The sequence below is a fragment of the Kribbella ginsengisoli genome (assembly GCF_039537185.1).
Lineage (GTDB): Bacteria > Actinomycetota > Actinomycetes > Propionibacteriales > Kribbellaceae > Kribbella > Kribbella koreensis.
On record NZ_BAABAA010000002.1, the window covers coordinates 1,289,468 to 1,315,927 of the forward strand.

Sequence of the window (26,460 nt, forward strand, 5' to 3'; positions counted from 1 at the left end):
GATCGCTGGGTGTCGTCGGAACAGGTCATCCCGCAGTGGCAACAGCGCGCGGCCGTCTGGGTCGGGCGGGTCGTCGTATTCGCGTCGATCTGGTCGTTCCTCGCCATCCCGTTGCACCTGTTCGCACCGGCCTATGTGAAGCGCGTCGACCAGGCCTTCGACTTCTTCGGTATCCCCGCCGGGCACACGTTCTTCTCGGCCGTCTACCTGGCCGTCGTCGGCAGCGCGCTGCTGCGCGGCAAGCGGGCCGCACTGCTCTGGGTCCTGTGGGTCTTCGAGGCGCTCTGGCTGCTGACCTCGATGGCCGCGGTCGGACTGGCCAGCGTCCGGCTGGCCAATCCGCGCGACCAGGACCTGATCCAGGAGTTCGGCGAGGCCAAGCCACAGGATCTCGAGTTGGCCATCGCCCGGGTGATCGTGGTGGCCGCGCTGGTCCTGCTGCTGTGGAAGATCCGCGCCTCGTTCCCGGCCCGGCTGGCACCCGGTACTCGCAGGCTCGCGGTCGGCGCCCTGATCGGCGGCCTGCTGATCTCGATCACGGTCAGCATCATGCTGACCCAGGCCTTCCCCCGGACGCTGACCGGCCAGAAGGAGAAGATCGGCTGGGCGGTGATCGCCGCCCTCGGTCAGAGCCGCAGCAAGATGGGCGAGGGACACGAGGGCCACGGCTGGGTCGGGCTGACCGTCGGCGCCATCTCGGCGGCCTCGCTGGTGGTCGCCTTCGCGATCTTCCTCCGCTCGGTCCGCCGGGTCCGGTACCTCAGCCAGGCCGAAGAGCTCCAGGTCCGCCGGCTGCTGCTCGAGTACGGCGAACGCGACTCGCTCGGCTACTTCGCCACCCGGCGCGACAAGGCCGTCGTCTTCGCGCCCGACAACCAGGCGGCGATCGCCTACCGGGTCGTCAACGGCGTCAGTCTCGCCAGCGGCGACCCGATCGGCGATCCGGCGGCCTGGCCCGGCGCGATCCAGCGCTGGCTGGCCGAGGCGCAGAACTACGGCTGGTCCCCTGCTGTGCTGTCGGCGAGCGAAGAGGCCGCGCACGCGTACGTCGACGCCGGTCTGCGCGCGCTCGCGATGGGCGACGAGGCGATCATCGACGTCGCCGACTTCACCCTCGAGGGCCGGACCATGCGACCGGTGCGGCAGGCCGTCACCAGGGCCCAGCGAGCCGGGTACCACGCCGAAGTCGTCCGGCATGGCGACCTCTCGCCCGAGGCGCTCTCGGAGTACGTGAAGCTCGCCGAGAAGTGGCGGGGCGCGCAGACCGAGCGGGGCTTCTCGATGGCGCTCGGCCGGCTCGGCGACCCCGCCGACGCCCGGTGCGTGATGGTCATCGCGCGCGACTCCGACGGCGCGGTACGGGGTCTGCTCTCGTTCGCTCCCTGGGGTGTGCGCGGCGTCTCGCTGGACCTGATGCGGCGCGATCCCGAGTCCGTGAACGGCCTGATGGAGTTCATGGTCAACGCGCTGGTCGAGGCCTGCGGCGATCTCGGCGTACACCACATCTCGCTGAACTTCGCGATGTTCCGGGAGATCTTCAGCGACGCCGAGCGGGTCGGCGCCGGGCCGGTGCTGCGACTCACCAACGCGCTGCTGACCGCCGCGTCGAGGTTCTGGCAGCTGGAGAGCCTGTACCAGTCCAACGAGAAGTACTTGCCGCGCTGGTCCCCCCGGTTGATCTGCTACTCCCGTGGCGCGTCGCTGGCCCAAGTACTGCTGGCCGCCGGTACCGCGGAAGGCTTCCTCCCGGCGCCTCGGCCATGGACCCGCGTCGACAGCGCGGAGACCGCCGAGCGGCACGCGATCATGGCTGCCGACGGCGGACAGTTCGCTGCGGCCGTACGGGAGCAGGAGCAGGAGCTGCTCAGGCCGGTGCTGCCGGATCGCAGGCTGACCGAGCAGGAACAGATCCGGCGCTGCAAACTCGCCGAACTCGTTGCCAAGGGCATCGATCCGTATCCGGTCACGGTACCGCGGACCGAAACCCTGGAACGGATTCGCGCGCTCCACCAGAACCTGCCACCCGATCACCACACCGGCCACGAGGTCTCCGTCACCGGCCGGGTGATGCGGATGCGCAACCATGGCGCGCTCTCCTTCGCCTTGCTGCAGGACGGTCTGTCCAGCCTGCAGGTGATGCTGTCGGCCGGCGCGACCGGTGAGGAATCCGTCGACAACTGGCGGCGCCTGGTCGACATCGGCGACCACGTCAGCGTCACCGGCGAGGTCGTCACCAGCCGCCGGGGCGAGCTGTCGGTCGCCGCTACCGAGTGGGTGATGGCAGCCAAGTGCCTGCATCCCCTGCCGGACAAGCGAAAGGGCTTCACCGACCCGGAGGCGCGGGTCCGGCAACGGCACCTCGACCTGGTGATGAACCCCGAGTCGCTGCAGATGATGCAGCATCGCAGTACCGCCGTCCGGGCGTTGCGGAACGGGTTCGAGTCGCGTGGCTTCATCGAGGTCGAGACGCCGATGCTGCAGGCGGTGCACGGCGGGGCCAACGCGCGGCCGTTCGTCACCCACATCAACGCCTACGACACCGATCTGTTCCTGCGGATCGCGCCGGAGCTGTTCCTCAAGCGGCTCAGCGTCGGCGGGATGGGCAAGGTCTTCGAGCTGAACCGCAACTTCCGCAACGAGGGCGCGGACGCCACTCACAACCCGGAGTTCACCTCGGTCGAGGCGTACCAGCCGTACGCCGACTACAACGTGATGCGCGAGCTCACCCGCGAGCTGCTCATCGAGGCCGCGACGGCGGTCCACGGCAAGCCGATCGTGAAGCGCCCCGACGGCGAGCTCGACATCTCGGGCGACTGGCCGGTGATCACCGTGCACGACGCGGTCAGTCGCGCTACCGGCGTACCGATCGACTCCGGTACCTCGATCGAGCGTTTGCGTGAACTGTGCGCGGAGCACGGCGTACATGCCGGCTTCGACCTGACCGCAGGCGAACTCGTGCTCGAGCTGTACGACGAACTGGTCGAGCCGACGACCACCCTGCCGACCTTCTACACCGACTTCCCGCTCGAGACGTCGCCGCTGACCCGCACCCATCGCAACGACCCGCGGCTGGCCGAACGCTGGGACCTGGTCGCCTTCGGCGCGGAGATCGGTACGGCGTACTCCGAGCTCGTCGACCCCGTCGAGCAACGGCGACGGCTCACCGAGCAGTCGCTGAAGGCTGCGTCGGGCGACCCCGAGGCGATGTCGCTGGACGAGGACTTCCTCAGCGCGCTCGAGTACGCGATGCCGCCGACCGGTGGGCTCGGCATCGGCGTCGACCGGGTGATGATGATGCTGACCGGCCAGAACATCCGGGCCACCCTCGCCTTCCCGTTCGTCCGGCCGGCGCCCCGAATCTGATCGGAACCGCCCGGACCTCTGCTGCGTCTGACAGGTTCTGGCCTCGGGGTCGCGGGGAATCCCTTTGCCACTTAGGGTTTGCTGACAAGGGGAACATCGAGGACCTGGGGGCATTCATGCGCAGAACTCTGTCCATTTCCGTCGGCATCGCCATGCTGGCGCTGATGGCGGGCTGTGGCGATTCCGACGACGACAAGACATTGTCGAGCGTCGAACCGACGACCAGTACGTCGTCGACCGACCCGACGACCGCGCCGACCTCGGCGCCCACTTCGGCGCCGACGCCGACAGTGCCGCCGAAGCCCGCGGGGCCGTTGACGCAAGCGCAGTACCAGGGCGTGCTGCTCGAGCTCGACAAGCGGCTGGACAGCGAGATCGGCGCGCTGGGACGGGTCAAGACCGAAGACAGCCTGGACACCGCGCTGGACAACCTGACCCAGGCGCTGAACGCCGAGTCGCTCAAGCTGGGATCGATCAAGCCACCGGCCCGGGCGATCCCCGCGAACCGGGTCCTTCAACTGCGCTTGAGGAATGCGGCCACCGCGATGAGCAACGGTGACACCAGCGACATCGGCTGCGGCGGGCTCGCGTACGTCTCGCAGGCACTCCAGCGCCAGCTCACCGCGACGCTGAACCCGGCGGTGGTCCAGCTGCGGACCATCGGGCTGATCGTCGGCCGGACGCTGCCGGACCTCGGCCCCGAGCCGACCGACAACCGCCCGTCGAACGGTGACGTCATCGTGCGTACCGGCAACGGCGGGTCCGGCGCGCTGCGGGTCAAGAACGGCTCGTCCAGCGACGTGGCCGTCTCGATCGTCCCCACCGGCAAGGCCCCGGGCAAGCCGCACATCATGATGTACGTCCAGGCCAAGAAGACCGCCACGGTCCGCCGGATCGGCGGCGGCTACCAGCTGTACATCAAGAGCGGCAAGGACTGGAACCCGAAGCGGCGCCAGTTCAGCTCGGACTGCTCGTTCAAGAAGTTCGACCAGCCGTTCGGCAAGAACCAGGGCTGGGAGGTCCAGCTCCAGGCCTCGGTCCTCGGCAACGCCTCGTCCAGCGAGGTCGATCCGTACTGATCTTCTCAGGTATGTGACATCGGCCATGTCACGATGACAGGAGGCCACCCCGGGGTGACCATGAGTTCATGAGCGCTACTGCGACCGTGACCGTGGCCGGTGTCCCCGGGGTGGAGATCGCGTACGACCGCAAGGGCGCGGGTCCGCCGCTGGTACTCCTGCACGGCATCGGTCACCACCGGCAGGCATGGGACCCGGTGATCGAGCAGCTGGCCGAGTCGCGCGACGTGATCTCGCTCGACTTCCCCGGTTTCGGCGATTCTCCCGACGTACCGGCCGGCATCCCCGACGAGGTCGACTCCTTCGCCCACGCCGTCGAAGCCTTCTGTACTGCGCTCGATCTCGGCAAACCCGACGTCGCCGGCAACTCGATGGGCGGCCTGGTCGCCCTGCGCCTCGGCCAACTCGGCTCGGTCCGCTCGGTCACCGCACTGTCCCCGGCCGGCTTCTGGTCTCCTCGCGAACGTTCCTGGGCCCTCAACGTCCTGGCCAACATGCGCCGGGTGGCTCAACGCACCCCCGACTCAACCATCCGCCGGATGGCCCGTAGCGCCGCCGGCCGACGCGTGATGACCGGCATGATCTACAACCACCCCGCCCAGCGCGCCCCCGAGGCAGTGGTCGCCGAAACCTTCGCCCTCCGCACCGCCACCGCCTTCGACCGGGTGGCCCGCCTGGGCAAATCCGGAGTCACCTTCGACGGCGACGTACCGGACGTCCCCGTCACCATCGCCTGGGGCACCCACGACCGAATCCTCCTCCCCCGCCAAGCCGCCCGAGCCCACCTCCAAATCCCCCAGGCCCGGATCGTCCCCCTCTACGCCTGCGGCCACGTCCCCATGAACGACGCCCCCGACCTAGTAGCCCGAACCATCCTCAACACCTCGGCGTCAGCCTCAACGTCGGCCTCGGCCTCGGCATCAGCTGAGGGCTTGCAGGCCGAGGACTGAGAGCAGGCGGAGTTTTTCGGCGGCTTCTGTGTCGGGGGCGGCGGTGTAGATGACCAGGCGGAGGTCACTGCCGGGGGCGGTGAGGACGTCGCAGTCGAGGAGCATCTCGCCGAGTTCCGGGTGGTTGATGGTTTTGACGTTGGACTCATGAAAGCCGACGACGTGGTCGTCCCATAGCGCCGCGAAATGGGGGCTACCGGTGCGCAGTTCCTTGATGAGGTCGCGGAGGTCGGCGTCGTTGGGGTAGCGGGCGGTGGCGGCGCGGAGGTCGGTGACCATGGCCCGGGTGAAGCCGGCCGCCTGCTCCGGGGTTTGCGCCACGCGGTCGAAGCCCGCGATTCCGGGCCGCATGAAGTGCCGCCAGATGATGTTGCGCTCGCGGCCCCGGAAGACGGACGGGTCGCCGATCAGCGCCGACCAGAGCGGATTCCAGCTGATCATCGTCCAGGAGGCGGCGCACACGCAGATGGGCGCACCCTCGAGTTGGCCGATCAGCCGTTGCACCCCGGGCGGGATGTACGTCGAGATCGCCCCGGGCCGCGGTGGCGTCTGACCGGCCAGCACGAACAGGTGGTCCCGCTCGGAATCAGTCAACCGCAGCGCCCGGGCCAACGCGGTCAGTACCTGGGCCGACGGCGCGGACGACCGCCCCTGCTCGAGCCGGAGGATGTAGTCGACCGACAGCCCGGCCAGTAGCGCCAGCTCCTCACGCCGGAGCCCCGGCGCCCGCCGCCGCCCGCCCGCGGGCAGGCCGGCCTCGGCCGGAGTCACCCGATCCCGCCACGCGTGGAGCGTCTTGCCTAGTTCAGCCACCCGTCCAGTATCTATCGCAATCCGCGCTTCAGCCTGGGTACTGCCAATCCCCAGGACAAAGCGTGCACTACCTGCACCGTCGCCCAGCGACGAGATTGGAGCCATGACAACAACACTCATCACCGGGGCCAACAAGAGCCTCGGCTACGAAACAGCCCGTCAACTCGTTGCCCTCGGCCACACCGTGTACGTCGGTGCGCGCGACCCCGAGCGTGGACGCAAGGCGGCCGACGAGCTCGGTGCCCGCTTCGTCCAGCTGGAGGTGACCGACGACGAGTCGGTCCAGAACGCCGTCAAGCAGGTGCAGGAAGAGGCCGGTCACCTCGACGTACTCGTCAACAACGCCGGCATCCCCGGCCCCTTCAAGCCCGCCGACCAGCTCACCGCCGACGACTTCCAGACCGTCTACAACGTCAACGTCTTCGGCGCCTTCCGCGTCCTGAACGCCTTCCTGCCGTTGCTCAAGGCAAGCGACAACCCCGTAGTCGTCAACGTCAGCAGCGGCCTGGGCTCGATCGGCATGGCCACCGACCCCACGGTCCGCGAGGCCGCCTGGATCCCCGCCCCGATCTACAGCTCCTCCAAGGCCGCCCTCAACATGCTCACCGCCCAGTACGCCCACCTCAACCCCGAAATGCGCATCAACGCCGTGGACCCCGGCTACACCGCCACCGACTTCAACGGCCACCGAGGCCACCAGTCCATCCCCGAAGGCGCCGCCAGCATCGTCCGCCTGGCCACCATCGACAAAACCGGCCCGACAGCCACCTACCAACGCAACACAGGCCTTGTCCCCTGGTGACAGCCAAGGCTCGTTAGTTCAAACACCATCGGGAACATCATTCGACAAGGGACCCCAGCGGACCTGCGCGGCAGCCGACCCCTCGACATCGAGAGAGACCACCGTCGCCGGATCACGCTGGGCGCCTTCGAAGGTCAGCAACCGACCGGCAAAATCCTTGATACCGAAGTCGAAAGATGTGCACTTGATCTCGCAGTCCCCGAAGTCGAGCTCTGCATCCTCCACTCTCAACGCCATGAACGTCGAGGCATCGTTGAGGAATCGTGCGCCGCGGAAGTCCAGCCTCCCGCCGTCGACGATGACGCTGCGCAGCCGCAGGTTTCGTTTCTTTCGGTCCGCGGGGTCCGTACTGTCCGGATCAGGACGAAACTCGGCCTCGCTGAAATCCACTGTCCCGGCATTGATCTGCATCCGGTTGAGCCCGACCCAGCACTGCTTGAATTTCGCACGGTGGAAGCGCAGTACCGCATCGCCCTTGACGACCAGATCGTCGAGCTCGACGCTGCTGCTGATGAACCGGCACCACGCGAGGGAGTACCGCCCTTTGGTGAGCGTCATTCCGCGGAGGTCGTACCGGATCCCCGTCCACCTCGGCTCCTCCAGGGCCAGCCGCTTCCGGATCACCGTACAGATGGCTTCCCGCACTCTGATGTCGCGATCGTCCACCGCTCCTGTCGGATCCTGCCGTTCGGGCATCCGTAGGTAGGCGCACAGGACGTCGACGCAGACCTGACGTTGGGCCCCGTCGTCATCGCCCCAGTCGTCGGCCAACTGGGCCATCGCGTACACGCCGGCAAGTCTGATCGCGGCGTCGGAATGACCGAGCTGCTCAGCAGCGGATCCGAAGCGTGCATGGAAGGCGGCCCTGACCGCACGCTGGTCGGCCGCTTCGGCGAGCTGGTCGCGTCTGGTCTCGAGCGCGTGCTGGTTCTCCAGCGTCCGCTGGCGGCGATAGGCGATCGCCGCGGCGCCCCCGGCGCCGATCAGTCCCAGCGAGCCGATCGACGCTCGAATGACGTCGTACAGCTCCCGGGACGGCAGATTCCAGAGATGGGGGTGCTCGCCTGTGGCAACCCACTCGCCGAAGAGAAGAGCCAGCGCCGCCCCAGCGACCAAGGCACCTCCGAGGCTGGCGGCCACCAACTTTCCGAGCTTGATCGGGCTCCTGATCGTCGGCTGGATCGGACCTTTGCCTGCCAGTTCGCCGCTCATCGATCCCCCACCCCTCGCACCGCACCACGCGGCGTTGCTCCCCTTGCGGAGAGTATGGCCAGCGCGTTGCCGGCTGAGTAGGTCCTGGCCGCGATCACCAATAGCAAGATCGCATCGTGGCGGCACGCGTGTCGGGGCGCTGAAGATCGGGTTCTGTCAGGCTGGCCCGCATGGGGTCTTTGGTGTTGCTGCATGGGCTTGGGGCCAACGGGCGGGTTTGGGACGGGTGGGCTCAGCCGCGGGTTGCGCCTGATCTGCCGGGGCACGGGAGCGCGCCTACGCTCCCGAAGTACACGTTTGAGGCGATGGCTGCGGCCGTTGCGGCGGCGCTGCCGGTACGACGTGAGCTGGTCGTCGTCGGGCATTCGCTCGGTGGGGTGATTGCGCTCGAACTGGCGTCCGGGCGGTATGGCGTGCAGGTGGATCGGGTGGTGGCGTTGGGGGTGAAGGTGAGCTGGTCGGCGGATGATCTGGGGCGGGCGGGGGCGCTGGCGCAGAAGCCGATCGGGTGGTTCGAGAGTCGGGACGAGGCGGCTGCCCGGTTTCTCAAGGTGTCTGGGTTACAAGGGCTGGTCGAGCTGGACAGCGGCGCGGTTGAGCATGGGATCAAGCAGGTCGACGGGCGGTGGCGGCTGGCGATGGATCCGGGGACCTGGGCGGTTGGGGCGCCGGCCATGGAGGCGTTGATCGCGGCTTGTCAGGCGGAGGTTGTGCTGGCGCGCGGTGAGCTTGATCCGATGAACACGGATGCCGAGCTGACCGCGCTGGGCGGGCACGTCGTCACGCTGGCCGGGTTGGGGCACAACGCGCATGTGGAGGATCCGTCAGCACTCGATCACGTTCACGGCCAGGCCGCCACGTGAGGTCTCCTTGTACTTGATCTTCATGTCGGCGCCGGTCTCGCGCATCGTCTTGATCACCTTGTCGAGCGAGACGACGTGGACGCCGTCGCCGTGCATCGCCATCCGGGCGGCGTTGATCGCCTTCATCGACGCCATCGCGTTGCGCTCGATACAGGGGATCTGAACCAGCCCGCCGACCGGGTCGCAGGTCAGGCCGAGGTTGTGCTCCATCGCGATCTCGGCCGCGTTCTCGACCTGCTCCGGAGTTCCACCCAGTACTTCGCACAGCCCGGCGGCCGCCATCGAGCAGGCCGAGCCGACCTCGCCCTGACATCCGACCTCGGCGCCGGAGATCGACGCGTTCTCCTTGTACAGAACGCCGATCGCCGCGGCCGCCAGCAGGAACCGGACCACGCCGTCCTCCGATGCCCCCGGCACGAAGCGACGGTAGTAGTGCAGCACGGCCGGAATGATCCCCGCGGCACCGTTCGTCGGCGCCGTGACGATCCGGCCGCCGGACGCGTTCTGCTCGTTCACCGCGAGCGCGAACAGGTTGACCCAGTCCATCACCTTCAGCGGATCGACCGACCACTTGTCGCTGCTGAGCTTCTTGTGCAGCGCGGCCGCCCGGCGCGGCACCTTGAGGCCGCCCGGCAGCGTGCCCTCGGTCTCACAGCCCTCGTCGACGCAGTCCTGCATCACCTGCCAGATGTGCAGCAGGCCCTCGCGGATCTCGGGCTCGGTCCGCCAGGCGAGTTCGTTGGCGAGCATCACCTCGCTGATCGGCAGGCCCGACTCCTGGCAGCGGACGAGCAGTTCGTTGCCGGACAGGAACGGGTACTTGAGCGGAGTACGGTCCGCGACGATCCGGTCACCGGCCGCCGCGTTCTCGTCGACGACGAAACCGCCGCCGACCGAGTAGTACGTCCGCTCCCGCAGACAGGAGCCGTCGGCGGCCCGGGCCACGAAGGTCATCCCGTTCGGGTGGTACGGCAGCGCCTTGCGCCGGTGCATGATCAGCTGGTTGTTCTCGTCGAAGACGATCTCCCGCTGACCGGCGAGCCGGAGCCGGCCGGCCGCCCGGATCGCGGCGACCCGGCTCTCCACCGAGCGGGTGTCGACCGTCTCCGGGTCCTCACCCTCCAGCCCGAGGATGACCGCCTTGTTGCTGCCGTGCCCGTGGCCGGTGGCGCCGAGGGAGCCGAAGAGTTGTGACTCGACCGCCGTCGTACGGTCGAGTAACCCGTCCGCGGCCAGGCCGAGCGCGAAGGTGCGGGCGGCTCGCATCGGTCCCACGGTGTGGGAGCTCGACGGGCCGATCCCGATACTGAACAGGTCGAACACGCTGATCGCCATGCTGGAGGCCTCCTGGTCGCCATTGACCGATTGGTATGCCTCCCCGCTCTGTCAGGCAGTGTGCCTTCCAGAGGTGCCTCGCCCGCACGGTGAAGGTGCCTGAGAGATTCTTGGGGAGAGTTGCTCCTACGGCGCCCGGGTCAGGCCCGGGTCTCTCCCGCACGGGTTCATGCGGCTGCTGATTTCAGTACTCGCCGCGACGGTACGGCGGACCGGCCGCGCGCGTCAATCCGGCAGCGGGTGAACTCAGAGGGTGTCCCCCAGACACCCTCTCAGGACAACCGGTTGGTGCGCTGCGCCCAGAGCTCGAAGAACCAGGTGAACAGCGGCGGGATGCTGGCGGCGAGGGCAGCCAGCGTGACCGGTACGGTCCAGCGCAGCTGCTTGCGGACCGCGAGCACCGTGATCACGTAGGCGATGAAGATCGTGCCGTGTACCGGCCCGAAGATCTTCACGCCGATCTCGTTGTCGGACAGCACGTACTTGAACAGCATCCCGATCAGCAGCCCGGTCCAGGAGATCGCCTCGGCGATCGCCACGGCACGGAACACCGTCGCGTGCTTCGATCCGGCCGGAGTCTCAACAGCGGTCGTCGTCTCAGTCATCAGATCAGTGACCCTAACAAGTCCCCCAAGGCGAGCCTGGGGTTCGGGCCGGGTCTGTCCCCGATGCGCACGGGAAGGCGTTTGCCCAGGATCGGGGGATGAAGCTCATCACGTGGGGTGCGATCGCCGGCGTCGTCTTCGCCGGCCTGGTCGCACCACCGGCAACCGCCGTACAACCGAAGTCCTTGCAGTGGACCGACTGCGAGGTCAAACCCAAAGAGGATCCCAAGCTCGTCGCCGGCTCCGAATGCGCGACCCTCCAGGTCCCGGTGGACTGGAACCACCCGGACGGACCCACCTTCGGCCTGGCGATAGCCCGCCGTACTGCGAAAGACCCGTCAACCCGCATCGGCACCCTGGTGTTCGGCCCGGGCGGCCCCGGCGACTCCGGCGTCGACCGGATCCGGACCGGTATGACCCGCTTCAGCGACGCCCTGGAGGACAGGTTCGACATCGTCAGCTTCGACCCCCGTGGGATCGCCCGCAGCAACCCGGTCGTCTGCTCGGCCGCGTTGCTCGCCAAGCAGCCCTCGCCGCAGATCAGCAGCCGCGCGCAGTTCGACCAGACCATCCGCTACAACCGCGAGCTGGACCAGGACTGCCGCACCCACACCGGGCCGGTCTACGACCACATCGACACCCTGCAGACGGTTCGCGACGTCGACGCGATCCGCGCGGCGCTGGGTGAGACCAAGATCAGTTTCCACGGCAGCTCGTACGGGACCATGCTCGGTGAGCTGTACGCCGAGACGTACCCGCACCGGCTGCGCGCGCTCGCCCTGGAGAGCGTCTTCGACCACGGCGACTCGACAACCGGTGAGTTCCTCGACGCGCAGGCCGCGACGGCGCAGGACTCGTTCACCGAGTTCGTGAACTGGTGCGAAGAGGCGACCGCCTGCTCGCTGCACGGGCGCGACATCCACGCGCTGTGGGCGGAACTGCTCGCCCGGGCCGGTCGTGGCGAGCTGCCGGATCCACGGCAGGCGAGCTTGAAGGCGACGCCGTTCACGCTGACCTTCGGGGTGTTCCGGATGCTCTACGAGCCGCAGTGGGCCGCGCTGGCCGACCTGTTGAAGCGGCTGGAGACGAGCGCCCCACCGACGGGCGAACCCCCGGTACCGACCGGGCTGGCCCCGAACACGCTCGCACCGTTCTGCCGGGATCTCAGCCTGCCGGTCCGCACGTATGGTGAGTTCTCAGCGCACGTACGACGGCTCGCGCGGAACAACCAGGACCTGAAGATCCCGCCGACGCTGCTCGCGGTGACCAACTGCCTCGGGCTGCCGAAGGCTGTGAATCCCCAACAGGACTTGAAGATTCGCGGCCTCAGGACTCCCGCGCTACTCGCGAACGCGCTTCACGATCCGGCCACCGGCTACAGCTGGGCGACCAGCGTCGCGCGCCAGCTCGGCAAGCAGGGTGTGCTGCTCACCTACGAGGGCTGGGGACACGGCAGCTACACCAAGAGTCCTTGCGTAGGGCAAGCAATCGACAGCTATCTGATCTCGCTGACCGTTCCGCGGCGCGGCGCGACCTGTCCGGCGGTACCGCCGGCGCCCTGATGACGATGGGGCTCCTCGCCGGGCATGGCGAGGAGCCCCATCGTTGTTCCCAACCGGCTGTCAGACGGAGACGAGGTGCGCTTCCTGGACGCGGGTGAGCGATCCACTGCGGAGCACCTCGCCGGACAGCTCGAGGAGCCGGGCGCACGCGCGCTCGAGAGCCTCGGCCTGGGACCTGCAGCGGTCGACGAACCAGTACGGATCGTCGGGCTGCGGATCATCGGTGTCGTCGATGTCGGCGAACCAGTGCTGGTCGCCGGCGCAGGTGCAGTGCACCACCCGCACTCGCAGGTTCATCACGAAAATCCCCCCGTGCCGTAAATCCCTGGGATCCCCCCCGGGTTCCCAGCCGGGGCCAGCTCGGCCGGTGCGCAGCCGCGGCCCCCCACTACCGCGCACCGGGCCGAGATTGACCCTCCCCCGCTCCTTACATCGTGCTGGACGGCCCGGTGTTACTACTTGTGACCGAATTATTTTAAGTGATTGCTTGACTACACTCAGTTGTTGCCTCGACCACGTTCTGCGAGAACACCAGCAGCACGAACCAGAGCACCGCGGCGAACGCCAGACCGGCCGACAGCAGGCCCAGTACGCCGACGACGTCGCCCATCCGATCGCCGCCCGAGACGACGAGCTGCCGCGGCCCGATCAGCAGACTCATCACGATCGAGACCGCCTCGGTACCCCGCAGCCAGCGGGCCCGCTGCTCCAGTGAGCGGTCGCCGGCCCGGTCGGCCAGCCGCATCAGTCCGGTGCAGGTCAGGACGATCACCATCCCGCCGATGACGATCAGCGACGCCAGCCGGAGCTCGCCACCGACGATCGCGCGACCACCCAGCAGCGGGAGCAGCTCAGGCAGAGACGCCAGAGCGCCGACGAAGGCGAAGCCGGCGGCCAGGCGGAAGGCGTTGTCGAGTTTCCGGAGGCGGCGCAGCCCGAAGTACAGCATCAGCCAGCCGGCCAGATCGACCACGACATCGAAGTTGTCGTAGCGGAAGTCCAGGAGGACGACGATCATGCCCCAGCCGATCAGCTTCATGCTCTGACGGTACGCACCGGGTAGGTCACTGTGGGAGATGACTGCGGGTCCACGCCTCCAGTCCGTCGGTGGTGATCGGGAGGGCTTCGGTGAGGATCTCGAGGCGGTCGGAGTGGACGACCACGTTGTCCTCGATCCGGATGCCGATGCCGCGGAGTTCGGGTGGGATGGTTTCGTCGTTGGGGTGGAAGTACAGGCCTGGTTCGACGGCCAGGGCCATGCCGACGTCGAGGTCGGCGGCGAAGTAGGTCTCGGGGCGGGCCGCGTCGCAGTCGTGGACGTCGAGGCCGATGTAGTGGCCGAGCCCGCAGACGACGTACCGGCGGTGCTGTTGCCCGTCCGGGCCGAGCGCCTCGTCGAGCGAGACGTCGAGGACGCCCCAGTCCTGCAGGCCCTCGATCAGCACCCGCATCGCCTCGTACTGGAAGGCCCGGTACGGCGCACCCGGGCGAACCTCTGCCAGCGCGGCGACCTGAGCCTTGTGCACCAGGTCGTGCACCTGCCGCTGAGCCGGCGTGTACTCACCAGTCACCGGGAAGGTCCGCGTCACGTCAGCGGTGTAGAGCGTCCGCGTCTCCACCCCGGCGTCGAGCAGGATGACGTCACCCTCGCGGACGGCGCCGTCGTTGCGGACCCAGTGCAGCACCGGTCCGTGGTTGCCAGCAGCAACGATTGAGGCGTAGCCCGGCCCGTTACCCGCAGTACGCGCGCGCCGGTCGAAGGTGCCTTCGAGCCACCGCTCACCGCCACCACGCACAGCCTCGGGCAACTCACTCGCCACATCGCCGAACGCCTGCACACTCGCTGCAACCGCCTCGCGCAACTGGTCGAGCTCCCAGTCGTCCTTGATCCGCCGCAGCTCGGCCAGCACCTGCCGAAGCTCCTGCGTGCCGCTACCTCCGACGAACGCATCCAGCAACGGCTCCACGCCGTACGTCGTGAGCATCGCCGGTACTGCGCCGCGCACGGCCGAAGGCAGCTCCTCAATGGGCCGGCACGGCAGCTGCAACGCGTCGGACCAGTCCTTCAACCCTGGTACCGGCCCGATCCACAGCTCGCCGTCGCGCGCGTTGGCGAAGAAGTCCGCCTCGCCCGGCCCAGCCGTCTCGCGCAGGTAAAGGGTCGCGTCGCCATCACCGGAGATGACCAGGACCGAGCCCTCGGCCTGACAACCCGTCAGCCAGACGAAGTCGCTGTCCGCCCGGAACCGGTAGTCGGTGTCGTTCGACCGCACCGGCGCGCGCCCGGCCGCAACCGCGATCCGGCGCCCCGGCAGCGCGGCACTCAGCTTCCGCCGGTGCTCAGCGGCCGCATCAGCCAGCCCCTCCGGCAACACCACCGACCGGTCGACCGGCCCCCAGTCCCGCGCGATCGACGCCCGGAACCCGGCCGCGTCGATCGGCCGGTAGGACTTCCGCTGCTCTTCGGTCCGGTCTTCACTCATCTACTGCTCCCCCTCAGGGCTCGCGATAAACGGCATCCGGCACGTCGGTCACGAACATGTGCCCAGGGGCGTGGGTGATCGCAAACGGGGGCCTGACTTCCATCAACGCAGCTTGGGGTGTCACTCCGCAAGCCCAATACACCGGAACATCGCCAGGCTCCGCATCTACCGGGTCCCCGAAGTCGGGTCGCGCGTTGTCCACGATCCCCAGCGCCTCGGGCGAACCCACGTGAACAGGAGCTCCGTGCACCCTCGGCATCCGCGCTGTCACCTGCACCGCGGTCGCCACCAACGCGGCCGGGATGGGCCGCATGGACACCACCAGCGGGCCGCTCAACCGCCCGGCCGGACGGCACTCGCGATCGGTTCGGTACATCGACACGTTCCGGACCTGTTCGAGATTGCGGACCGGGACCCCAGCGTCGAGCAGCGCGCGTTCGAAGCTGAAGCTGCAGCCGATCAGGAAGCTCACCAGGTCGTCCCGCCACAGGTCCACGACGTCGGCCGGCTCGTCCACCAGCTCCCCGTCCCGCCACACCCGGTACTTCGGGAGGTCGGTGCGCAAGTCAGCACCCGGCGCCAAGACCGTGCTGGTCGAGCCAGCATCGGTGACGTCGAGCAGCGGCACCGGCTTCGGGTTGCGCTGACCGAACAGCAGCATGTCGTACGCCCAGTCGCGCGGCAGCACGACGAGGTTCGCCTGCGTGAAGCCGGGCGCGTGGCCGGAGGTCGGAGCGATCAGCCCAGCCCGGTACTGCGCTCGCGCGGCGGCCGGGGTCAGCATGCGTCACCTCGCTTTGAAGGCGTCCAGCAGTCCTTGCTCGGAGTCGCGGAGATAGGTGTCGAGCGCTTCGGCGGCCTCGTCGTACTTGTGCTCGGAGAGCAGCTCGAACAGGCCACGGTTGCGCGCGATGTACGGCTCGTGCAGCTCCTGCGGCGTCGCGATGACATGGAAGAGCAGGCGGAGCTCGGCCAGCAGGCGACCGGTGATGTCATCGAGGCGACTGCTGTCGGCCAGGCCGATGAGGTGCCGGTGGAACTGCATGTTCGCAGTACCGACTGCTGCCCAGCGGTCCGTGAGCGCGGCGGCCTCGGCCGTCTCGACCTCGGCCAGCAACGGCTCGAGCCGCTCGTCGGGAAGCTCCGGCACGCGATCCGCCAGGCCACGGACGACGTCGACCTCGAGGACGCGGCGGAGGCGGTACAGGTCGACCACGTCCTGCTCGTCCAGCTCCGGCACGAAGACGCCGCGGTGCAGCTTGTAGACCAGCAGCCCTTCGTGGGTGAGCAGCCGGAAGGCCTCGCGCAGGGTGTTGCGGCTGACGTCGAGGACCTCGGTGAGCTCGATCTCGGACAGCTGCGCGCCGGGCCGCAGCGCACCCTCGGTGATGCTGCGGCGGAGAATGTCCGCCGCGCGCTCGGCGGAGCTGCTGCGATCCTGCCGGGCCACGTCCGCGGCGACACCCCGCAGCCAGGCCTGCCGGCCCTCGTCGTCGCCGCGCTGACTGATGGACATCTCTGCATCATCGCTCACTCCCCGGTGCGGTGGGAAATTTCGATTCAACAAGAGTCTTGCAGGATTGTTGAACAATCTCTACTCTCAAAGTCACTCAAGGCGTTCAACCACCTACCGACCGTCTGCAGGAGAACCGACCGAAAGCTTTCTGAAGATCCAGGAGCCACCGCCATGCCGAAACCCCCGACCAAGCCCCTCTCCAAGCCGGCCCGCCGCCAGCCGACCCGCAGTACCGGCCACTCGTCCGGCCGGCAGCTGCCACCGGCCGCGGGCAAGAAGACGCCCGACACCGCGATGAAGGCGAGCACCAAGTCGACGCTGATCGGCGCGATGTTCCTGATGGCCACGTCGGCCATCGGCCCCGGGTTCATCACCCAGACGACGACCTTCACGGTCTCCCTCGGCGCCGCCTTCGCGTTCGCGATCGCCGTCTCGATCCTGGTCGACATCGCGCTGCAGCTGAACGTGTGGCGGGTGATCGGCGTCTCCGGCCGGCGGGCCCAGGAGCTCGGTAACCTGGTCGTGCCCGGCCTCGGCTACGTGATGGCGGCGCTGCTGTTCATCGGCGGCCTGGTCTTCAACATCGGCAACGTCTCCGGCACCGGGCTCGGGCTGGACGCGATGCTCGGGCTGGATCCCAAGCTCGGCGGCGCGCTCTCCGCATTGATTGCCATCGGCATCTTCTTGTCCAAGCGGGCCGGCGTCGCCATGGACCGGGTCGTGCTGGTGCTCGGCGGCCTGATGATCCTGCTCACCACGTACATCGCGATCACGTCCGGCCCACCGGTCGGAACGGCGCTGAAGAACGTCGTCCTGCCCGACCAGATCCAGTTCCTGTCCATCACCACCCTGATCGGCGGCACGATCGGCGGCTACATCGTGTACGCCGGTGCGCACCGGCTGCTCGACTCGGGCGTCTCCGGCCCGCAGCACATCCGCGACATCAGCCGCGGGTCGATCACCGGCATCCTGATCACCGGCGTGATGCGGATCGTGCTGTTCCTGGCGGTGCTCGGTGTCGTCGCGGGCGGTACGGCGCTGGACCCGAAGAACCCGGCCGCCTCGGCCTTCCAGCACGCGGCCGGCGAGTTCGGGCTGAGGGCCTTCGGGGTGGTGCTCTGGGCGGCCGCGATCACCAGCGTCATCGGCGCGTCGTACACGACAGTCACCTTCGTGACGTCGCGGACCAAGACGACGGACAAGACCCGGACCATCCTGGTGGTCGCGTTCATCGCGGTCAGCACGGTGATCTACCTGTCCGTCGGCACGGCGCCGACGCAGTTGCTGGTCTTCGCGGGCGCCTTCAACGGGTTGCTGCTGCCGGTCGGCATCGGTGTGCTTCTCTGGGTGGCATGGCAGCGCAAGGATCTACTGCGCGGGTACCGGTACCCCAAGTGGTTGCTGTCGCTCGGCGGCGCGGCCTGGCTGCTGACGATCTACCTGGCCGTCCGGTCGGTCAAGCCTGTGTTCGAGTTGTTCGGTTAGGAGCGGTGTGATGGACCTCAATGCCGATCTGGGTGAGGGCTTCGGCTCGTGGACGATGGGTGACGACTTCGCGCTGCTGGAGGTCATCACGAGTGCGAACATCGCCTGTGGTTTTCATGCCGGCGACCCCTCGATCATGCGCCGGGTGACCGCGCACGCGGTCGAGCGTGGAGTCGCGATCGGCGCGCACGTCGGGTACGACGACAAGCCCGGTTTCGGCCGCCGCTTCCTCGACGTCGAACCCGCGGTACTGCGTGACGAGGTCGTCTACCAGATCGGCGCGCTGGACGCGTTCGCCCGGATCGCGGGCGATCGCGTCCGGTACGTGAAACCGCACGGCGCGCTCTACAACACGATCGGCACGCACGAGGAGCAGGCGGCGGCCGTGGTCGGCGCGATCGTCGACTACGACCCGTCGCTGCCGGTTCTCGGGCTGCCCGGATCCGCCTGGCTCCGGCTGGCCGCCGAGGCCGGACTGCCGATCGTCCACGAGGCCTTCGCCGACCGCGCCTACACGTCGGAAGGGACGCTGGTGTCCAGGCGCGAGGCCGGTTCGGTCCTTCACGACGGCGCCGAGATCGCCGCCCGCTGTACCGCGATGGCGACCGGCGGGGCGATCGAGGACAGCTCCGGCGGCTTGCTCCAGCTGACGCCGGGCTCGATCTGCGTGCACGGCGACACCCCGGGCGCGGTCGACATCGCGCAACAGGTCCGGAAAGCACTGGAGGGAGCGGGCGTCACGGTGAGCCCGTTCGGCCACTGATGCGCATCCTGCCCGCCGGCGACCACGCCCTACTGGTGGAGCTCGAGAACCTCGACGAGGTCCTCGGGTACTACGCCGCGCTGGCCGGCTCGCCACCCGCCGGGGTCGTCGACATCGTCCCGGCCGCCCGCACCGTCCTGGTCAGCACCGACGGCACCGACCTGACCGCGCTGACCAGGGCCCTGCGTGCCGTGCGGCCGATCGGCGGCGGGTCGTTCGGCGGTGAGCCGCTGGAGATCCCGGTCGTCTACGACGGCGAGGATCTCGACGACCTGGCCGGCTATCTCGGCTGCTCGGCCGAGGACGTCGTCAAACGCCACACGGCCGAGGACTGGACGGTCGCCTTCTGCGGCTTCTCGCCAGGCTTCGGCTACCTCACCGGCACCGGCTCCTGGGACGTCCCGCGCCGCGAGTCCCCCCGGACCAAGGTCCCCACCGGGGCAGTCGCCCTGGCCGGTGAGTTCAGCGGTGTCTATCCGCGCGAATCCCCTGGCGGCTGGCAACTGATCGGCCACACCACCTTGAGGATCTTCGACCAGGGCCGCGAACCGGCAGCGTTGTTCCAGCCCGGGCGCCGGGTTCGCTTCGTGCAGGCGGACGACTGATGAGTCGCGCGACGGGCGAAGGTCCGGCGGCGACGGCGGCCGCCCTGACCGTTCTGGAGCCGGGGCCGTTGGCAACGATCCAGGACCGCGGGCGGGCGGGGCAGGCCGCGCTGGGGGTGCCGCGGTCCGGGGCGTGCGATCGGCGGTCGTACGAGCTGGCGAACCGCTTGGTCGGCAACGCGCCGGGAGCCGCCGCGATCGAGGTGACCTTCGGCGGGCTTGCGCTGCGGGCCGAGGCCGAGGTGGTGGTTGCCGTGACGGGTGCGCCTTGCCCCGATGCGCCGCTCAACGCGCCGAGCACGCTCCGCGCCGGTGATGTGTTGCGACTGGGAGCCCCACGCAGTGGCCTGCGGACGTATGTGGCAGTCCGGGGTGGCATCGGGGTCGAGCCGGTGCTCGGGTCGCGGGCGACAGATCTGTTGTCCGGGCTCGGACCGGCTCCCCTGACTGCCGGTGATGTACTGCCCGTCGGCTGCGAGCACGGCCCGATGCCCGGAGTCGACCTTGCAGCGGTCGCGGATCCGGTCGCGGGCGACCTCGTAGTACGGGTGATTCCGGGGCCGCGGCAGGACTGGTTCGCTCCCGGCGCCTTGCTCGGGCGACGCTACGCGGTCAGCAGCAACAGCAACCGCATCGGCGTACGCCTCGAAGGCACCCCGCTCGAGCGAATCCGTGAGGGTGAGCTGCCGAGCGAGGGGATGACGCTGGGGGCGCTGCAGATGCCACCGTCGGGTCTGCCCGTGCTGTTCCTCGCCGATCATCCGGTGACCGGCGGCTACCCGGTCATCGCCTACGTGGCCAGAGCAGATCTGGACGCCTGCGCCCAGCTCCGCCCTGGTCAGTCCCTCCGCTTCACCAGCTAGAGGACGAACCCCGTAGGAAATGGATCGGTGGGATCCAGCAAGTACTGCCCCATTCCAGTGATCCACGCCCGCCCAGTGACAGTCGGTACGACGGCAGGCCGGTCGCCCACCGTCGTCTCCTCCAGCAGCCGGCCGGTGAAGCGCGTACCGATGAACGACTCGTTGACGTAGTCCCGGCCCAGCGCCAACTCGCCGCGAGCATGCAACTGCGCCATCCGGGCACACGTACCGGTCCCGCAAGGCGACCGATCGAACCACCCCGGGTGGATCGCCATCGCGTTGCGCGAGTCAGCACCATCGGTACCAGGCGCGGTGAACTGCACATGCTTGCACTCGTTGATCGACGGATCCAGCGGATGCACCGGCCGGTCGGTCGCGTTGATCGCGTCCATGATGTCCAGCCCCGCCTGCAGGATCCGGTCCTTCTCCGACCGGTCGAACGGGATGCCGAGTTGCTCCAGCGGCAGGATCGCGTAGAAGTTCCCGCCGTACGCGAGGTCGTACGTCACCTCACCGAGCCCATCCACCTTCACCGTCGCATCAAGCGCATGCGAGTACGCCGGTACGTTCTGAATCGTCACGTGCTCGGCCCGACCGTTGCGCACGGCAACATCCGCCACCACGAGCCCGGCCGGCGTATCCAGCCGCACCTGCGTCAGCGGCTCGGTCACCGTCACCATGCCCGACTCGACCAGCACCGTCGCGACACCGATGGTCCCGTGCCCGCACATCGGCAGGCAGCCGGACACCTCGATGTAGAGCACACCCCAGTCCGCGTCCGGCCGGGTCGGCGGTTGCAGGATCGCGCCGCTCATCGCCGAATGCCCCCGCGGCTCGTTCATCAGGAACAGTCGCAGGTCGTCGTCGTGCGCCAGGAAGTACTCGCGCCGCTCGGCCATCGTCGTACCGGGGATGACGCCGACGCCACCGGTGATCACCCGGGTCGGCATCCCCTCGGTGTGCGAGTCGATCGCGCTCAGGGTCCGGATCGACCTCATACCAGCGACTCCACGGCCTTCTTCATGTCCTGCTCCAACTGCGCGAGATGCTCCGGTACGAGCGGTCCGCGCGGCGGCCGGCAGGGACCGCCGTACCGGCCGACGTAGTCCATCCCGTACTTGATCGCCTGCACGAACTCGACCCGCGAGTCCCACCGGAACGCCGCGACCAGCGGTTCGTACAGCTCACGTGCCTGCTTGAGGTCACCGGCCAGCGCAAGGTCGTACAACCGGACCGACTCCGCCGGAAACACATTCGGGAACCCGGCGAACCACCCGGTCGCCCCCATCAGCAGCGCTTCCAAGGTGAGGTCATCCGCCCCGGCCACAACCGTCAAGCTCGGCGCCACCTCGCGGATCTCCAGAATCCTCCTGACATCGCCCGTGAACTCCTTCACCGCAACGATGTTCTCGATCTGCGCCAGCTCAGCCAGCAGGTCCGGCGTCAGATCCACCTTCGTGTCATGCGGGTTGTTGTAAACCATCACCGGCAGCCCAGCCTTGGCGACCTCGGTGTAGTGATGAATCACCTCGCCCCGGTTGGCCCGATACATGGTCGGCGGCAGACACAACACCCCGTCCGCCCCATCCTCGGCGGCCTTCTCAGCCCAACTCCGCGCCTGATGCGCACCCGCCCCATGCACGCCGACGACAACGATCCCGTCGTCCCCCACGGCCTCGATCGCCGTCCGCGCCACCTGCCGCCGCTCGTCATCCGTCAACGACGAGTACTCCCCCAACGACCCGTTGGGCCCGACTCCCCGGCATCCGTTCTCCACCAACCACCGGCAATGCTCCGCATACCTCTCATAATCCGGCCGCAACCCCGCCGGCGCCGACGCGTCCTCCGCATACGGCAACGCGGTAGCAACAATCACACCATCAAGCTTCTCGCTCACAGATCCTCCAGTACGTCGGCAGCAGCCAAATCCCTCATCCGCACAGGCACCCCAATCGGCCGCCCGTACCCGTTCTCCACTCCACAGAGCGCGCTCACATTCCGCCCGCAAACCCGCCCCTGGCACATCCCCAACCCAGCCCGAGAGCTGAGCTTCAAAGTCCGCTCCCCCACCACGTCCCGCTCCCCGACAGCTTCTTCGAGCTCGCCCCGCGACACCTCTTCACACCGACAGACCAACGTCGCGGCGGCACTCCACTCCAACCACCCGCCCCGCACCGGATAAGCAGCAGCCAACGCCGCCGCCAACCGTTTGCCCCGAGCGACTCGGCGCCGCCCCGTTGTTGCTCGACCGGGGAGGGAAATAGCTCCATTCGGGGGCAAATCACTCCCCGGTACTGGCGAAATGCCTCCCCGGTTGGAGGCACCGGCCGCGGGCAGGCCGGCCAGGTAGCCCCCGGCCGCGGGCAGGCCGGCCAGGTAGGCCCCAGCGGCGGCGAGGCCGGCCAGGTGGCCTTCGGCTGCGGCGAGGGTGGCGCCGCCGATTCCGGTCAGTTCGCCTGCGGCGTAGATGCCGTGGGTGGTGGTCTGTTGGTCCTCGTCCACCAGTACCGCGGGCCCACCGTCTGGGCCAGTGCCCAGGGTGCAGCGGGCGGATACCGCGAGCTCGAGGTTGGGGGTGAAGCCGAAGCCTAGGCAGACCGCGTCGACTTCGACGCGCTCTTCTGTGCCCGGGATCGGGGTCCAGTCGGCGCCCAGGCGGGCTGTGGTTACGGCCTCGACGCGGTCGGTGCCGTGGGCGGCTACGACGGTGCGGCCGTGATGGAAGGGGATTCGGTGGCGGGCCAATAGGGTCGCGTAGCCGAGGCCTTCGGTGAGTTTGGTGGAGGCGGCCAACGGGTCGGTCAGCCAGCCACGCAGGACTGTGGAGGGCTTGTTGGCTTCCAGGAGGCCGACGACCTCGGCGCCGACGCCGAGCAGGGACTCGGCGACCGGCAGCAGGAAGGGCCCGGTACCGGCGACTAGTACTCGGCTGCCGACCGCGATGCGTTGCCCCTTGGCGAGAGCCTGCGCTGCGCCGGCGCTGTAGACGCCCGGCAGATCCCACCCAGGGAACGGCAGCACCCGGTCATACGCACCCGTCGCCAACACCAACGCCGAAGTCTCGACCGCCCACACCCGCCGTCCAGCCGAGTCAGCCGCACCGGTTTGCAGCCAGAGCCGCGTCCGCTGCCCAGCCGCGACGCCAGTGGCCCCGGCCGCCGAGGCACCAGCGGCCGAGGCACCAGCGGCCGAAGTACCCGCTGAGGAGGTGGCGGAGGAGGAGGTGGAGGAGGAGGAGGAGGAGGAGGAGGAGGTGGCGGTGGCGGAGGTGGCGGAGGTGGCGGTGGCTGAGGAGGTGGCGGCGGAGGAGGTGGTGGCGGCCGAACTGGTGGCGGCGGTGGTACCCGCCGGGGCGGCGGTGGTACCCGCCGGGGCGGCGGTGGTACCCGCCGGGGCGGCGGTGCCTGCCGGGGCGGTGGTGGGGCGTTCGAGGGACCAGACGGAGGTTTCTGTCAGGTGGGTGATTCTTGGGTCGTTGGCGATGCGGTCGCGTAATCGGGTGAAGGACGACCAGCCGTGTTGCAGTCTCTCCGGGCGGCGGGCTCGGAACTCGTCGGGTAGCTGGCGGTTGAACTGGCCGCCGACGCTCGGCGCGGCATCGATCAGTAGCACCGAGGCGCCGGCGTCGGCCGCGGCCACGGCAGCGCTCATCCCAGCCGGCCCAGCCCCAACCACCACAACAGGCACCGCCTGTACTCCGTTGCCCAGGGCACCTTGTGCTCCGGCTGAGCGTTTGCCCTGCTCCGAAACACTCACGCCGAGCACAAAGTGACCATCGACCGGACCCGAGGGCGAGGGTGAGGGCGGAGGAGAGGGCGGAGGCGGAGGTGTCGGCGGGGTGTCGGGGTGGGGTGCGGGCGCTGGTAGTGCTGCGCCGGGTTGAGTGGTGATTGCGTCGTCCGGGCGGACTACGCGTTGGCAGGCTCGGACGTCGGGTAGGCCGTTGACGACTACCAGGCAGTCGAAGCAGGAGCCGATTCCGCAGAAGACGCCTCGGGGATTGTCGCCGGCTCGGGTGGTGCGCCAGGAGTCGCGGCCGGTGGCCATCAGGGCGGCGGCGACGGTTTGGCCTGGTAGGGCTTCGAGGGGCTGGCCGTCGAGGGTGATGGAGAAGGGCTCGCCGGGGCGGGGCTCGGCGGGGTCGCCTTCAGTCGAGCGCAGGTACGGGCTCATGAGACACCTAGCAGGGTTGGGCGATCGACGCGGAAGGGCAGCGGGTCGACGTGGGGTGCGAGGCCTAGGAACAGTTCGGTGAGCAGGCGACCCGTTGAGGCGGCCAGGCCGATGCCGGCGCCCTCGTGGCCAGTGGCGTGCCAGAGGCCGTCGACGCGCGGATCGGCTCCGATCACCGGGAGATGGTCCGGTGCATAGGGCCGGAAGCCGCCGTACGCCCGCATCACCGGCACCTCACCAAGGAACGGAAACAACCCAACCGCCTTCCGCGCCAGCTCCCGCAGTACCCGGACCCGCACCGAGTCGTCGAACCCGATCCGCTCCCGGCTCGACCCGATCAACACCGTCCCGGCCCGAGTCGACTCCACCACCGTCGACGTCTGCAGGTCCGCATCCCCGCTACCAACAGCCCCGACGTAGTCGGCGTCATAAACCTTGTGCCGTACGCATTCCGGCAGCGGCGCGGTCACCAGGATCATCCCCCGCCGAGGCAAGATCTCCACCGGCCCGCCCGCCAACACACTGAACGCCCCAGCCCAAGGCCCGCACGCATTCACCACGGCCCGACACGCAAAGTCCCCCGCGGACGTCGACACCCCAGACACCCGCCCGCCGGCGGAGCGGAGTACCGACTGAACCGTCACTCCACCAAGAACAACCCCACCACGAGCCCGTACTGCGGCCAGCAACGCCGTCGCCGCAAGCACCGGCTGCAGCTGAGCATCATCCGGGTAATGCACCGCAACGGTGACGGAAGGAGTCAGCAACGGCTCCAACTCAAAAGCCTCTGCCGGCTTGAGCACCCGCGCATCAACCCCAGCAGCCCGTTGCGCAGCAGCGAAATCCTCCAACGGCCCCGGCTCGCCCGTCGCAACGACCAGCCCGCCCTTCGGCTCCCACTCGACATCCGCGACCTGCCGAGGCAGGCGATCCAATACCGCGAGCCACTCGGCACGAGACGCGATCGCCAGGTCGAGCTCAGCCCCCGGCCCCTTGTCGGAGACCAGGATGTTGCCCTCGCCCGCAGCCGTCGTACCGGACGCAGGCGCCCCGCGGTCCAGCACGAGCACCCGGACCCCGGCAGCCGACAGGGCCTCGGCGCAGGCGGCACCCACGATGCCCGCCCCGACCACCACGACGTCGACCTCAGCCATCAGCACCTCTCACCCGACCGTTCAGTAAAATGAACGATTCGAGCGTACGTCCGCCACCCGCCCCAGGTCAACGGCACCCCTCAGGGGGCCCAGTCGACCTCAGTCCAAGTGGAGCCCGTCCAGGGTGGCCGGCTGCACGTCCGGCGGGTACTCGAGCAGCAGCACCGACCGGACCAGCCCGTCGAGCGCCTCGTACTCGTGCGCCCCATTGGCCCGGAAGGCCAGATAGTCCCCGGCGCCCAGCTCGAACTGCTGCCCCTGCGCCCCGATCCGCAGCCGCCCAGCCAGTACGACGTGGTGCTCCGTCCCCGGATGCCCGGCCGACCGCTGGATCGCCCCCGCCCGGATCTGCTGGTCGTAGACCTCCAGCAACGCCCCCGGGTGCTCAAGTCGCCGCAGCATCCGCAGATCCACCGCGTCCCCGGTCAGTACACCGACATCCGCGGACCGCACATGAACCAGGTCAGCAGCCGGCGGCTCGTTCAGCAACGACGACACCGGCACCCCGAGAGCGTTCGACAAACTGAACACCGTCTCGATCGTCGGATTGCCCGCGCCCGACTCCAGCTGCGACAGCGTCCCCTTCGCGATCCCCGACCGCCGGGCCAGCTCCGACAGCGAGATCCCCTGCTCATCCCGCCGCGCCCGCAAGTTGGCTCCCAGTACGCGCCCGGCACCCTGGCCCGAACCTTGACCCACCCGTTGACCCACCACAGCCCGGAGCATGCCACACCCACCCCCTTCCCCGCCTCGCCCCATTTCGGGGGTTAACCCCTCAGTTGGTGGGTTGTCACCCCTGATTCCCGGGTGGCAACCCACCATCTGAGGGGTTAA

The 26,460-nt window shown here is 68.7% G+C and carries 24 protein-coding genes and 1 riboswitch; of the genes, 10 read left to right on the plus strand and 14 right to left on the minus strand.

The features are described 5' to 3' along the window. Positions 1–9 precede the first annotated feature (9 nt). The 3 genes from lysX to ABD768_RS13605 all read left to right on the plus strand — a co-directional run bounded on the left by lysX (position 10) and on the right by ABD768_RS13605 (position 5,392). Entirely contained in the window at positions 10–3,363 is a 3,354-nt protein-coding gene (lysX, locus tag ABD768_RS13595) for a bifunctional lysylphosphatidylglycerol synthetase/lysine--tRNA ligase LysX (protein WP_344840691.1), read from the plus strand. Between the two features lie 116 nt (positions 3,364–3,479). After that, on the plus strand, positions 3,480–4,442 hold the full coding sequence (locus ABD768_RS13600) for a hypothetical protein (protein ID WP_344840693.1): 963 nt from the start codon (positions 3,480–3,482) through the stop codon (positions 4,440–4,442). A gap of 68 nt (positions 4,443–4,510) precedes the next feature. Beyond that, a complete protein-coding gene (locus ABD768_RS13605) occupies positions 4,511–5,392 on the plus strand; it encodes an alpha/beta fold hydrolase (RefSeq protein ID WP_344840694.1) in 882 nt (293 codons plus the stop codon). On the opposite strand, the gene ABD768_RS13610 is transcribed toward ABD768_RS13605, so the two are convergent. Continuing rightward, entirely contained in the window at positions 5,363–6,205 is an 843-nt protein-coding gene (locus tag ABD768_RS13610; RefSeq protein WP_344840695.1) for a helix-turn-helix transcriptional regulator, read from the minus strand. The two genes, ABD768_RS13605 and ABD768_RS13610, sit on opposite strands and share 30 nt — an antisense overlap. Before the next feature lie 103 nt (positions 6,206–6,308). On the opposite strand from ABD768_RS13610, the gene ABD768_RS13615 reads away from it, so the two are divergent. Continuing rightward, positions 6,309–7,007, plus strand: coding sequence for an SDR family NAD(P)-dependent oxidoreductase (locus tag ABD768_RS13615; protein WP_343975164.1), 699 nt, complete (start codon positions 6,309–6,311; stop codon positions 7,005–7,007). Between the two features lie 18 nt (positions 7,008–7,025). On the opposite strand, the gene ABD768_RS13620 is transcribed toward ABD768_RS13615, so the two are convergent. Continuing rightward, positions 7,026–8,219 (minus strand): hypothetical protein, encoded by a 1,194-nt coding sequence (locus ABD768_RS13620; RefSeq protein ID WP_344840697.1) that lies wholly within the window; start codon positions 8,217–8,219, stop codon positions 7,026–7,028. Between the two features lie 170 nt (positions 8,220–8,389). Between ABD768_RS13620 and ABD768_RS13625 the strand changes: the two genes are divergently transcribed. Continuing rightward, positions 8,390–9,082 carry an alpha/beta fold hydrolase gene (locus ABD768_RS13625; RefSeq protein ID WP_344840699.1) on the plus strand — a complete coding sequence of 231 codons (693 nt, stop codon included), beginning with the start codon at positions 8,390–8,392 and terminating at the stop codon, positions 9,080–9,082. Here the strand turns inward: ABD768_RS13625 and ABD768_RS13630 are convergent. Both ABD768_RS13630 and ABD768_RS13635 read right to left on the minus strand, forming a co-directional pair. Further along, the gene (locus tag ABD768_RS13630; protein ID WP_344840701.1) at positions 9,044–10,417 is read right to left on the minus strand and encodes an L-serine ammonia-lyase; all 1,374 of its coding nucleotides are present in this window, start codon (positions 10,415–10,417) and stop codon (positions 9,044–9,046) included. The two genes, ABD768_RS13625 and ABD768_RS13630, sit on opposite strands and share 39 nt — an antisense overlap. Positions 10,418–10,494: 77 nt before the next feature. Beyond that, a riboswitch (glycine riboswitch) is annotated at positions 10,495–10,587 on the minus strand. A gap of 102 nt (positions 10,588–10,689) precedes the next feature. Next, complete coding sequence (locus ABD768_RS13635; RefSeq protein ID WP_343975154.1) at positions 10,690–11,022, minus strand: DUF3817 domain-containing protein; 333 nt, start codon at positions 11,020–11,022, stop codon at positions 10,690–10,692. A gap of 98 nt (positions 11,023–11,120) precedes the next feature. On the opposite strand from ABD768_RS13635, the gene ABD768_RS13640 reads away from it, so the two are divergent. Next, a complete protein-coding gene (locus tag ABD768_RS13640; RefSeq protein ID WP_344840703.1) occupies positions 11,121–12,584 on the plus strand; it encodes an alpha/beta hydrolase in 1,464 nt (487 codons plus the stop codon). A gap of 60 nt (positions 12,585–12,644) precedes the next feature. On the opposite strand, the gene ABD768_RS13645 is transcribed toward ABD768_RS13640, so the two are convergent. The 5 genes from ABD768_RS13645 to ABD768_RS13665 all read right to left on the minus strand — a co-directional run bounded on the left by ABD768_RS13645 (position 12,645) and on the right by ABD768_RS13665 (position 16,583). Continuing rightward, the gene (locus tag ABD768_RS13645) at positions 12,645–12,881 is read right to left on the minus strand and encodes a hypothetical protein (protein ID WP_344840704.1); all 237 of its coding nucleotides are present in this window, start codon (positions 12,879–12,881) and stop codon (positions 12,645–12,647) included. Between the two features lie 178 nt (positions 12,882–13,059). After that, positions 13,060–13,623, minus strand: a complete 564-nt coding sequence (locus ABD768_RS13650; RefSeq protein WP_344840705.1) for a hypothetical protein — start codon at positions 13,621–13,623, stop codon at positions 13,060–13,062. Positions 13,624–13,648: 25 nt separating this feature from the next. Further along, on the minus strand, positions 13,649–15,067 hold the full coding sequence (locus ABD768_RS13655; RefSeq protein ID WP_344840706.1) for an aminopeptidase P family protein: 1,419 nt from the start codon (positions 15,065–15,067) through the stop codon (positions 13,649–13,651). A 13-nt stretch (positions 15,068–15,080) separates the two neighbouring features. Continuing rightward, a complete protein-coding gene (locus tag ABD768_RS13660; RefSeq protein WP_344840707.1) occupies positions 15,081–15,851 on the minus strand; it encodes a putative hydro-lyase in 771 nt (256 codons plus the stop codon). A 3-nt stretch (positions 15,852–15,854) separates the two neighbouring features. Continuing rightward, positions 15,855–16,583 carry a GntR family transcriptional regulator gene (locus ABD768_RS13665; protein WP_343975137.1) on the minus strand — a complete coding sequence of 243 codons (729 nt, stop codon included), beginning with the start codon at positions 16,581–16,583 and terminating at the stop codon, positions 15,855–15,857. 171 nt (positions 16,584–16,754) lie between these two features. On the opposite strand from ABD768_RS13665, the gene ABD768_RS13670 reads away from it, so the two are divergent. The 4 genes from ABD768_RS13670 to ABD768_RS13685 are packed head-to-tail and all read left to right on the plus strand — an operon-like array spanning position 16,755 to position 20,299. After that, on the plus strand, positions 16,755–18,068 hold the full coding sequence (locus tag ABD768_RS13670) for an NRAMP family divalent metal transporter (RefSeq protein WP_343975134.1): 1,314 nt from the start codon (positions 16,755–16,757) through the stop codon (positions 18,066–18,068). Positions 18,069–18,078: 10 nt separating this feature from the next. Continuing rightward, entirely contained in the window at positions 18,079–18,831 is a 753-nt protein-coding gene (locus ABD768_RS13675; protein ID WP_343975131.1) for a LamB/YcsF family protein, read from the plus strand. Further along, on the plus strand, positions 18,831–19,436 hold the full coding sequence (locus ABD768_RS13680; protein ID WP_343975128.1) for a 5-oxoprolinase subunit B family protein: 606 nt from the start codon (positions 18,831–18,833) through the stop codon (positions 19,434–19,436). The genes ABD768_RS13675 and ABD768_RS13680 overlap by 1 nt, the downstream gene beginning before the upstream one ends. Next, positions 19,436–20,299, plus strand: coding sequence for a 5-oxoprolinase subunit C family protein (locus ABD768_RS13685; protein ID WP_343975125.1), 864 nt, complete (start codon positions 19,436–19,438; stop codon positions 20,297–20,299). Before ABD768_RS13680 ends, ABD768_RS13685 begins: the two co-directional genes overlap by 1 nt. On the opposite strand, the gene ABD768_RS13690 is transcribed toward ABD768_RS13685, so the two are convergent. The 5 genes from ABD768_RS13690 to ABD768_RS13710 all read right to left on the minus strand — a co-directional run bounded on the left by ABD768_RS13690 (position 20,296) and on the right by ABD768_RS13710 (position 26,277). After that, complete coding sequence (locus ABD768_RS13690; protein WP_343975122.1) at positions 20,296–21,297, minus strand: proline racemase family protein; 1,002 nt, start codon at positions 21,295–21,297, stop codon at positions 20,296–20,298. The two genes, ABD768_RS13685 and ABD768_RS13690, sit on opposite strands and share 4 nt — an antisense overlap. Continuing rightward, positions 21,294–22,196 carry a dihydrodipicolinate synthase family protein gene (locus tag ABD768_RS13695; protein ID WP_343975119.1) on the minus strand — a complete coding sequence of 301 codons (903 nt, stop codon included), beginning with the start codon at positions 22,194–22,196 and terminating at the stop codon, positions 21,294–21,296. Before ABD768_RS13695 ends, ABD768_RS13690 begins: the two co-directional genes overlap by 4 nt. Beyond that, the gene (locus ABD768_RS13700; protein ID WP_344840708.1) at positions 22,193–24,472 is read right to left on the minus strand and encodes a 2Fe-2S iron-sulfur cluster-binding protein; all 2,280 of its coding nucleotides are present in this window, start codon (positions 24,470–24,472) and stop codon (positions 22,193–22,195) included. Before ABD768_RS13700 ends, ABD768_RS13695 begins: the two co-directional genes overlap by 4 nt. Beyond that, positions 24,469–25,626 (minus strand): NAD(P)/FAD-dependent oxidoreductase, encoded by a 1,158-nt coding sequence (locus ABD768_RS13705; protein ID WP_344840710.1) that lies wholly within the window; start codon positions 25,624–25,626, stop codon positions 24,469–24,471. Before ABD768_RS13705 ends, ABD768_RS13700 begins: the two co-directional genes overlap by 4 nt. A gap of 99 nt (positions 25,627–25,725) precedes the next feature. Beyond that, complete coding sequence (locus ABD768_RS13710) at positions 25,726–26,277, minus strand: helix-turn-helix domain-containing protein (RefSeq protein ID WP_344840711.1); 552 nt, start codon at positions 26,275–26,277, stop codon at positions 25,726–25,728. Positions 26,278–26,460 lie beyond the last annotated feature (183 nt).

Excerpts from the sequence above, each read along its gene's own strand:
- ABD768_RS13600 (WP_344840693.1), top strand. The coding sequence starts at position 3,480 with ATGCGCAGAACTCTGTCCATTTCCGTCGGCATCGCCATGCTGGCGCTG.
- ABD768_RS13605 (WP_344840694.1), top strand. The coding sequence starts at position 4,511 with ATGAGCGCTACTGCGACCGTGACCGTGGCCGGTGTCCCCGGGGTGGAG.
- ABD768_RS13615 (WP_343975164.1), top strand. The coding sequence starts at position 6,309 with ATGACAACAACACTCATCACCGGGGCCAACAAGAGCCTCGGCTACGAA.
- ABD768_RS13620 (WP_344840697.1), bottom strand. The coding sequence starts at position 8,219 with ATGAGCGGCGAACTGGCAGGCAAAGGTCCGATCCAGCCGACGATCAGG.
- ABD768_RS13625 (WP_344840699.1), top strand. The coding sequence starts at position 8,390 with ATGGGGTCTTTGGTGTTGCTGCATGGGCTTGGGGCCAACGGGCGGGTT.
- ABD768_RS13630 (WP_344840701.1), bottom strand. The coding sequence starts at position 10,417 with ATGGCGATCAGCGTGTTCGACCTGTTCAGTATCGGGATCGGCCCGTCG.
- ABD768_RS13635 (WP_343975154.1), bottom strand. The coding sequence starts at position 11,022 with ATGACTGAGACGACGACCGCTGTTGAGACTCCGGCCGGATCGAAGCAC.
- ABD768_RS13640 (WP_344840703.1), top strand. The coding sequence starts at position 11,121 with ATGAAGCTCATCACGTGGGGTGCGATCGCCGGCGTCGTCTTCGCCGGC.
- ABD768_RS13645 (WP_344840704.1), bottom strand. The coding sequence starts at position 12,881 with ATGAACCTGCGAGTGCGGGTGGTGCACTGCACCTGCGCCGGCGACCAG.
- ABD768_RS13650 (WP_344840705.1), bottom strand. The coding sequence starts at position 13,623 with ATGAAGCTGATCGGCTGGGGCATGATCGTCGTCCTCCTGGACTTCCGC.
- ABD768_RS13655 (WP_344840706.1), bottom strand. The coding sequence starts at position 15,067 with ATGAGTGAAGACCGGACCGAAGAGCAGCGGAAGTCCTACCGGCCGATC.
- ABD768_RS13660 (WP_344840707.1), bottom strand. The coding sequence starts at position 15,851 with ATGCTGACCCCGGCCGCCGCGCGAGCGCAGTACCGGGCTGGGCTGATC.
- ABD768_RS13665 (WP_343975137.1), bottom strand. The coding sequence starts at position 16,583 with ATGTCCATCAGTCAGCGCGGCGACGACGAGGGCCGGCAGGCCTGGCTG.
- ABD768_RS13670 (WP_343975134.1), top strand. The coding sequence starts at position 16,755 with ATGCCGAAACCCCCGACCAAGCCCCTCTCCAAGCCGGCCCGCCGCCAG.
- ABD768_RS13675 (WP_343975131.1), top strand. The coding sequence starts at position 18,079 with ATGGACCTCAATGCCGATCTGGGTGAGGGCTTCGGCTCGTGGACGATG.
- ABD768_RS13680 (WP_343975128.1), top strand. The coding sequence starts at position 18,831 with ATGCGCATCCTGCCCGCCGGCGACCACGCCCTACTGGTGGAGCTCGAG.
- ABD768_RS13685 (WP_343975125.1), top strand. The coding sequence starts at position 19,436 with ATGAGTCGCGCGACGGGCGAAGGTCCGGCGGCGACGGCGGCCGCCCTG.
- ABD768_RS13690 (WP_343975122.1), bottom strand. The coding sequence starts at position 21,297 with ATGAGGTCGATCCGGACCCTGAGCGCGATCGACTCGCACACCGAGGGG.
- ABD768_RS13700 (WP_344840708.1), bottom strand. The coding sequence starts at position 24,472 with ATGAGCCCGTACCTGCGCTCGACTGAAGGCGACCCCGCCGAGCCCCGC.
- ABD768_RS13705 (WP_344840710.1), bottom strand. The coding sequence starts at position 25,626 with ATGGCTGAGGTCGACGTCGTGGTGGTCGGGGCGGGCATCGTGGGTGCC.